A 7,873-nucleotide genomic window follows, 5' to 3' on the forward strand; every position below is an offset into this window, starting at 1 on the left:
TTTAATCAAATGTCGCAAGTAAGCACGTGAATAATTGCGACAAGTATAACAATCACAAGCGGGATCAAGCGGGCCAAAATCACTTGCATATTGGGCATTGCGAACGACAAGACGACCTTGGCTGGTCATCGTTGTCCCGTTGCGAGCAATTCGGGTTGGAAGTACACAATCGAACATATCCACACCACGGATAGAGCCTTCAATCAAAGCATCAGGCGAACCCACGCCCATCAAATAACGTGGCTTGTTGGTAGGAAGCAGAGGAACCGTATAATCGAGCACTTCATACATCAAATGCTTCGGTTCACCTACGCTCAGTCCACCAATAGCATACCCCGGGAAATCCATGGAAGTCAAATCCGCAGCGCTTTGCTTACGCAGATCTTCATGCATGCCTCCTTGTACAATGGCAAACAGCCCTTGATCATGAGGACGCGCGTGTGCCTCTAGACAACGCTCAGCCCAACGGCTGGTGCGTTCCAGTGACTTTTTCACATACTCATATTCAGCCGGAAACGGCGGGCATTCATCGAAGGCCATCATAATATCTGAGCCAAGCGAGTTTTGAATTTCCATCGCCACTTCTGGTGAAAGAAACTTCTTATCTCCATTTAAATGAGAGCGAAAATGAACACCCTCCTCTGAAATTTTACGCATTTCACTTAAGGAAAACACCTGGAATCCACCGCTGTCCGTTAAAATAGGGCGATCCCAATTCATAAACTTGTGCAATCCACCCGCTTCACGAATAATATCGTGGCCGGGACGAAGAAACAAATGGTACGTGTTACTCAAAATAATTTGAGCATCCATCGCTTTCAGTTCCTCAGGACTCATCGTTTTAACAGTCGCTTGAGTTCCCACCGGCATAAAGGTTGGTGTCTCAATAACTCCGTGAGGTGTGTGTACACGCCCGAGACGAGCTCCCGATTGCTTGCAGGTTTTAATATGTTCGTATCTTATTGCTGGTGCCATATTTTCTCTACCATCCTTAATTAATAAATGAACATTGCGTCCCCGAAGCTGAAGAACCGATATTGTCGGTCAATCGCCTCCTGGTAAGCATGCATAATATTCTCCCTGCCCGCCAGTGCGCTGACCAGCATAACCAAGGTGGATTTAGGCAAATGGAAATTCGTAATCATCGCATCCACCACACGGAATTCGTAGCCTGGATAAATAAAAATCTGTGTCCAGCCACTGCTGGCCTGCAGCACTCCATCTGCGAATGTATTGCCCACCGTCTCCAGCGTTCGACAACTGGTTGTTCCCACTGCCACGATTCTCCCACCGCGCGCCTTGGTTGCATTAAGTACATCTGCCGTTTCCTGTGATAATGAATAATACTCTTCGTGCATGACATGCTCTTCAATCGTATCCACAGACATCGGTCTGAACGTCCCTAAGCCAACATGAAGTGTGATAAAGGCAACGGTAACGCCCTTCTTTTTAATCTGGTCCAGCAATTCTTCTGTAAAGTGCAGCCCTGCCGTTGGAGCCGCAGCAGAACCTTCATGCCGAGCATAAACGGTCTGATAACGCTCGCGGTCATCCAGTTGTTCCTTGATATAGGGCGGAAGCGGCATCTGCCCCAGACGGTCCAAGATCTCCTGAAAAATACCGTCATATGAAAATGAAAGTACCCTTCCACCCATATCTCCTTCTTCCTCAATTACTGCTTTCAGTTCATCACCGAAAACAATAACAGCACCCTTTTTCAGCTTTTTACCGGGTTTCACCAATGCTTCCCATCGGTCCCCTTGCATTTGCTTAAGCAGCAAAACCTCAGCCTTAGCTCCCGTGTCTTCCTTGATGCCAAACAAGCGTGCTGGAATCACTCTCGTATCGTTTAACACCAGCGTATCCCCTGGTTGGAGATACTGCACAATATCCGAAAACGTATGATGACCCACTTCACCATTATTTTTGTTTAACGTCAGTAATCTAGAAGCGCTCCGATCAAGCAAAGGTGTCTGTGCAATTAATGTTTCAGGCAGTTCAAAATCGTAGTCGTTTACATTCATATATTGGTCAGTCCTTAACTATATCCACATTTTTGTAATAGTGTTGCAAAATTTTCTTGTAATCATACCCCTGCTCGGCCAAACCGTTGGCACCCCATTGGGATAAGCCCAAACCATGACCATTTCCTTTACCTGTAAAAATAAAGCTTTGTGTTTTGTCAATGACCCGTGCATGACGATCTTCATTCATGACGATCACCCCGTTACCACTTGAAGTACTACTGCCAGATGCGGACAGGATTTGAGTGCCTTGTGTACCACTTACATGAGAAGTAGCCCCATCAGCGCCTAATACAGTATAACTTCCGGTACTCGCAATATCAAACAGTGTGCTCGGGAGTCCGCCCATCGCTGAGCGAAACATATCTGGATATTTCACTTTCAAAGGGGATCCGTCCGCTTCAACCTCCAACACTCGCCCTGATGGACCACGTTTGGTGACATCGAGGTGATTAATAGAGGAAGGCACTGTGCCCGTGACTTTCCCTTGCAGGGATTTAGCAAGCTGAGCTGACGTAAAGGGCCCCCGCACCCATGCATAGTCTCCGGACTGAGGCACCTTTTCTAATACAATTATCTCTTCGCCCGGCTGCGCCTTGGCTATTGGTGTAACTGTCGATTGGATTTGGGGAATAGGACGCACATTTGTATTTTCCGCAGTGACGGTGATTTTGTCTAACCCCGCTTCTGTGACACCCTCCAGTTCCTTAGCATTATCCTCACGAATATAACCTGTCTTGCCACTGGAGAGAAGTACATGATACCATTCCTGTGCTCCTTTTTGTGCCGAAGTATCCCCCGAGCTGTCTACGCTGGCAAAGGCTTCGCCACCACTGTTCCACACCTCGGAAGCATCTGCTGTCACACCGCCCGCATTAGATGAAAATACAGCTTCGACCACTTTGCCGCCGCTTTTAATGACTTCACCAGCTGTTGCATCTACAGCCTCATTGACATTGGCATGTTCCGAGCTCTTACCGTTGTAAGCCTGGCTTAACGTGCCATCTACTACATTGCCGATCTGAAACCGATTGCCTTGAGCAAGCGCGTAGCTACGAGCCGCTACCGCTTGAGCCTTGAGCGCTTCATCTGGCCATGAGGAATAGACCTCTGCTCCTACCACGGAATACAAATACTGCTCCAAAGGAACTTCGTTCACAAGCGCCAGCTGGCCTGACGTCATGCCAATCTCCATCTCGCCACGATATGTACGCTGTGATCTTTCGACCACTTGTATTCCATTATTACCCCCGTTGACAATTACCTTGCTATTATCAGAACCACTTAGCATGTAATGAGACATCACCTGCGAGCCAGTCGTGACTCCTGCTTCCTGTCTTATAATGAGGCCAGTTTGAGTAGCATTAACTTTAGACAGCGTGAGTCTCGGCTGCTTGCTCTCCAGCTCTGTTTTCAAAGCCGACAGCTTGCTGTCATTACTTTCTTCTCCAACCCATACAGCATACTGGCCTCTTGATTGAATCACAGTAAAAGCATCAAAGCCCGCCGCAGCAATTGTCGTTCGAACGAGATTAGCTTCCTGCTCGCTTCCGTAGCTTCCTGTGGACCAATGCTTGTTTCCCTTAACCTCGGGCTGCGCTCCGGTTGCGGAGGAAATCCGCTGTACAGCAGCCTGCGCAGACTGTTCACTAGCATATATTCCCGCGTACACTTGATACACAGAGCTACCATTTTTTGAACCGATAAAAACCGTAGGTTTATCATTAGTCTTTTGCAGGGCTTGGGCCGCTTTTATCGCCGCTGCTTCATTTCCTTCAAGTACCTTCACCCGATAGCTGTCTACACTAAAACGAGCCGTACTGTCTGGAAGTCCCATCCAAGTTTGAAAACTGCCTCCACTGTTCTGTCCAACGCTCAGACCTCCTGATGATTTCAAGGTTACAGCGGGGACTGTCGCTTTATATTTGCTACCTAGATCCGCAAAAATCACTACACGAATATCCTCTTGGGCGGCAGCAGCGTGAACGCCCGAAGACCAAGGTATGCACACTGTAGCTAATACCATAATCGCTGCTGCTCGTTTGGCCCGGCCCATCCATGCACCGAAAATACTTTTTCGGTTAAATGCTTCTCCACTCATTTCTGGCTCCCCCAATCTAGCTGTCTAGCACTTATATTGCGTAATTATCGGGATCTCGACCCTTGTCTATCCCTTTAAATACATCGGCGGAATAAACCAAAATATGAACCCGCTCGAATCTTACTTACACTCTCACTTCCCTCAATCATCCGTCAGCCGATATCGTATTCACCATACTTGCGTGTAACCATGCAATGATTTTTTTAAAAGTGCATCATGTTTCCTAATCACCGTGGATCCGTTGGCATTGGGATTCCAAGGTGGGCATATGCCGCCGGAGTCACTGTTCGTCCCCGAGGTGTTCTTTGTAAAAGGCCAATTTGTAACAAATAGGGTTCATACACATCCTCAATTGTCTGACTCTCTTCACCAATAGTTGCAGCAATGGTGTCCAATCCTACAGGTCCGCCTCGGAATGAATGAATCATGGCCTTAAGCATTTTATGATCAATTTCATCAAGCCCGAGTGGATCTATTTGAAGCCTCTTTAGCGCCTCTGCAGCTAACTCAGAATGAATAATACCATCTCCGGCAACCTGTGCAAAATCACGCACCCTTTTTAACAGTCGGTTGGCAATACGCGGTGTCCCCCGTGAACGCAATGCGATTTCCTCTGCCGCATCCCCGACAATTTCAATCTCCATAATATCCGCGTTCCTGGACACGATGTAAGCCAGCTCGTCTGTCGTATAAAACTCTAATCGACTAATAACACCAAACCGATCACGCAATGGCGCAGAGAGCAGCCCAGCGCGCGTAGTGGCCCCTATAAGGGTAAAGGGTGGCAAATCCAGACGGACCGAGCGTGCACTCGGGCCTTTACCAATCATAATGTCCAGCGCAAAATCCTCCATTGCAGGATACATGACTTCTTCCACCGTACGATGAAGGCGATGAATCTCATCAATGAACAAAACATCACCCTCTTGAAGATTGGTCAGCAATGCTGCCAAATCTCCCGGTCTTTCAATTGCAGGACCTGAAGTCGTACGCAGATTAACCCCCAACTCATTGGCGATAATGTTAGCAAGAGTTGTTTTACCCAACCCCGGCGGTCCGTACAACAGTACATGGTCCAACGCTTCTTTACGCAGTTTGGCCGCTTCAATATATACTTTCAGAGTTTCCTTAACCTGATCTTGCCCGATATATTCATTTAGATAACGGGGGCGAAGGCTTAGCTCCGCCGTCTGGTCTTCCATCATCAAATTGGCGGAAATAATCCGGTCATCCATATTCCATCGCTCCTCTTTTCACCAGACATTTGTTAACGGACATCAGCGTCCTATCCGGCAAACAACAGTTGCAAAGCCCGCTTCATCAAAATATCAGCAGATTCATCAGGTTTCGCATCTTTCTTCATTCTGCTCCATACCTTATCCAACTCAGCATCAGTGTAACCCAGCGCCTTGAGCGCCTCACGGGCCTCGCCCCAATATGAACCTTCGCCTTCTTCTACGACAGGCTCAGCAAACAATCCGGTTGCCATCCCCAACGAGCCAATACCGTCGAGCTTATCTTTCAAATCCAGAATCATACGTTGTGCCGTCTTTTTACCGATCCCCGGTAACTTGGTGAGAAATGTGATATTCTCCTGATAAATCGCCGTTACCACATGAGCAGGCGTACCGCCTCCTAAAATACCAAGAGCAACACGCGGTCCAATACCAGATACATCAATCAGTTTACGGAACAGCTGCTGCTCATCACGGGTCGCAAAACCGAACAGTAAAATAGCATCTTCCCTTACATGATGGTGAATGTAAATAACCACTGGACCTTCTGTTTTGGCGAACGCGTAAGGATTCGGACAAAATACCCGGTACCCTACACCCTGTACATCTAAAACGACATATTCATTCTCCAAATGGGCTACAGAACCACGCAAGAAATCTATCATTTTCGCAATACCTCATTTAATTTTGAATTTAGTCCATAAGAATGCGCATGACAAATAGCCACCGCCAAAGCATCCGCTACATCGTCCGGTTTAGGCACAACTTGAAGCTTTAGAAACATTCTAACCATTTCTTGTACCTGTTTTTTCTCAGCCTTACCATACCCTACAATAGCCTGCTTTACCTGCATCGGCGTGTATTCACCTATAGGCAAATTACGTTGTTTTGCAGCTAGTACCAGCACCCCACGCGCCTGACTTACAGACATAGCGGTTGTAACGTTGCGATTAAAAAAGAGCTTTTCCAGTGCTACTGCATCAGGTTTATATTTATCTATTAATTGCAACATGCCTTCATACACATGAAGCAGCCTTTCTTCTTCCGGTGTATGGGCCTCCGTCTGGATGCAGCCATACTGTACAGGAACCACCTTGCTGCCAATCTTGTCTACAAATCCGAAGCCCACAATGGCAATGCCCGGATCAATTCCTAAAAAACGCAAAAAAATCTCTCCCCTATCGCTCAAACATGGCGTAACTAAACAATAGCCAGACGTTATCCTTAATATAATCATGGCCAAATACTATATAAAGCGAACATATGTGTCGTTCTTTTCATTATAACAAAACTTTGTATCTAATAGAGGAAAAAATTTAAACGTGAGTAAAAACATAAAAAGAGACGCTTCAAGCCTCACCTCATGGGCAATGCCTAACGTCTCCGTAGTTGTAATTAATAGTGCTGCTTTAATACCTTTTGTGTTCGCTCCACGGCAAAGTCACTAAAAGTGGAGATTACACTGTTATACTCATTTATATCCTGTACACGGATCCCCTGCTGAAGTTGTTTATACACCCCTTCTGGCAAGGCCGTCTCCATGGAACCCACATCCAATTGAAAAAAAGTGCGGATAACTTTTTCTCTTTTAGGTAGCCCTTCATACAATGTAAGCTGGCCGTCAGTGCTCAAACCCATGTATCCACGCTCTTTGCATGACTCTGACAAGTCTTCCACCCTGCGCTCCAGCCACACCTCTCCTTTGGTATTAAGTCGCCCCTTCCAATCGGGATGTTGCTTCAGTAAGGTCTCTAGCTGCTGTGAACTTAGTGTTCCCAAGGAAAGTGTTTCCGTACCACACACGTAGGTGGTTAATAGACGGGTCTTCCTGCTTATACCGGAAGCACGAATACTTTGCAGTAGTTGCATCTGTGAGGAGTGATCTTCAGTTGGGCTCAGATGTGAAGCCTCCTCCATGCTCTCCTCAGCCATGACGGTAGTAGCGAGTGGCTGTGACAACATAGCCTGCAAATAATTCGAAAACAGAATACCCAACCCTGCCAGCAAACAAGCCGCACCAAAAATGCTAAAAGCCCACACTGTTCTTCTCCACTGTTTCCAGCGCCGTTTCATCTGTTTTTTCCAACTTAATCGCTTCACAGTAATCCCTTCCGTCCCACTTTTTGTGTTAGTGTGACCTGACGATTACTGATTTATACAAAAAGATATGAATATAACAAAAAAGCCGCTGCTTCCAGCGACTTTCCTTTTGAATCGGGATGACACGATTTGAACATGCGACCCCCTGGTCCCAAACCAGGTGCTCTACCAAGCTGAGCTACATCCCGAAATAGATGCCGGTGAGAGGACTCGAACCTCCACGGTTTCCCTCACGATTTTGAGTCGCGCGCGTCTGCCAATTCCGCCACACCGGCTTATGAAGTTAATGGCGCGCCCTGAGAGATTCGAACTCCCGGCCTTTTGATTCGTAGTCAAACGCTCTATCCAGCTGAGCTAAGGGCGCAAATATGGAGCGGACGACGGGAATCGAACCCGCGACCCTCGCCTTGGCA

The 7,873-nt window shown here is 47.1% G+C and carries 7 protein-coding genes and 3 tRNA genes; all 10 read right to left on the minus strand.

The window, feature by feature from the left end:
- Nucleotides 1–975, minus strand: a 975-nt coding sequence (gene tgt, locus GRP75_RS15470; protein ID WP_160789745.1) for a tRNA guanosine(34) transglycosylase Tgt, incomplete at its 3' end; no start/stop codon positions are given.
- A 20-nt stretch (nt 976–995) separates the two neighbouring features.
- On the minus strand, nt 996–2,024 hold the full coding sequence (gene queA / locus GRP75_RS15475; RefSeq protein ID WP_160789746.1) for a tRNA preQ1(34) S-adenosylmethionine ribosyltransferase-isomerase QueA: 1,029 nt from the start codon (nt 2,022–2,024) through the stop codon (nt 996–998).
- A gap of 7 nt (nt 2,025–2,031) precedes the next feature.
- On the minus strand, nt 2,032–4,125 hold the full coding sequence (locus GRP75_RS15480; protein WP_160789747.1) for a SpoIID/LytB domain-containing protein: 2,094 nt from the start codon (nt 4,123–4,125) through the stop codon (nt 2,032–2,034).
- A 227-nt stretch (nt 4,126–4,352) separates the two neighbouring features.
- Nucleotides 4,353–5,360, minus strand: a complete 1,008-nt coding sequence (gene ruvB, locus GRP75_RS15485; protein WP_160789748.1) for a Holliday junction branch migration DNA helicase RuvB — start codon at nt 5,358–5,360, stop codon at nt 4,353–4,355.
- A 50-nt stretch (nt 5,361–5,410) separates the two neighbouring features.
- Nucleotides 5,411–6,025 carry a Holliday junction branch migration protein RuvA gene (ruvA, locus tag GRP75_RS15490; protein WP_013311579.1) on the minus strand — a complete coding sequence of 205 codons (615 nt, stop codon included), beginning with the start codon at nt 6,023–6,025 and terminating at the stop codon, nt 5,411–5,413.
- A complete protein-coding gene (gene ruvC / locus GRP75_RS15495) occupies nt 6,022–6,525 on the minus strand; it encodes a crossover junction endodeoxyribonuclease RuvC (protein WP_013311580.1) in 504 nt (167 codons plus the stop codon). Before ruvC ends, ruvA begins: the two co-directional genes overlap by 4 nt.
- Before the next feature lie 230 nt (nt 6,526–6,755).
- Nucleotides 6,756–7,460 (minus strand): BofC C-terminal domain-containing protein, encoded by a 705-nt coding sequence (locus GRP75_RS15500; protein WP_160789749.1) that lies wholly within the window; start codon nt 7,458–7,460, stop codon nt 6,756–6,758.
- 114 nt (nt 7,461–7,574) lie between these two features.
- Nucleotides 7,575–7,648, minus strand: a tRNA-Pro gene (locus GRP75_RS15505).
- Nucleotides 7,649–7,655: 7 nt separating this feature from the next.
- Nucleotides 7,656–7,735, minus strand: a tRNA-Leu gene (locus tag GRP75_RS15510).
- A 12-nt stretch (nt 7,736–7,747) separates the two neighbouring features.
- Nucleotides 7,748–7,824: transfer RNA gene (locus GRP75_RS15515), tRNA-Arg, on the minus strand.
- Nucleotides 7,825–7,873 lie beyond the last annotated feature (49 nt).

Source organism: Paenibacillus sp. OT2-17 (assembly GCF_009827695.1).
Lineage (GTDB): Bacteria > Bacillota > Bacilli > Paenibacillales > Paenibacillaceae > Paenibacillus > Paenibacillus polymyxa_B.

Coding starts and splice junctions, on each gene's coding strand:
- queA (WP_160789746.1), bottom strand. CDS start 2,024: ATGAATGTAAACGACTACGATTTTGAACTGCCTGAAACATTAATTGCA.
- GRP75_RS15480 (WP_160789747.1), bottom strand. CDS start 4,125: ATGAGTGGAGAAGCATTTAACCGAAAAAGTATTTTCGGTGCATGGATG.
- ruvB (WP_160789748.1), bottom strand. CDS start 5,360: ATGGATGACCGGATTATTTCCGCCAATTTGATGATGGAAGACCAGACG.
- ruvA (WP_013311579.1), bottom strand. CDS start 6,025: ATGATAGATTTCTTGCGTGGTTCTGTAGCCCATTTGGAGAATGAATAT.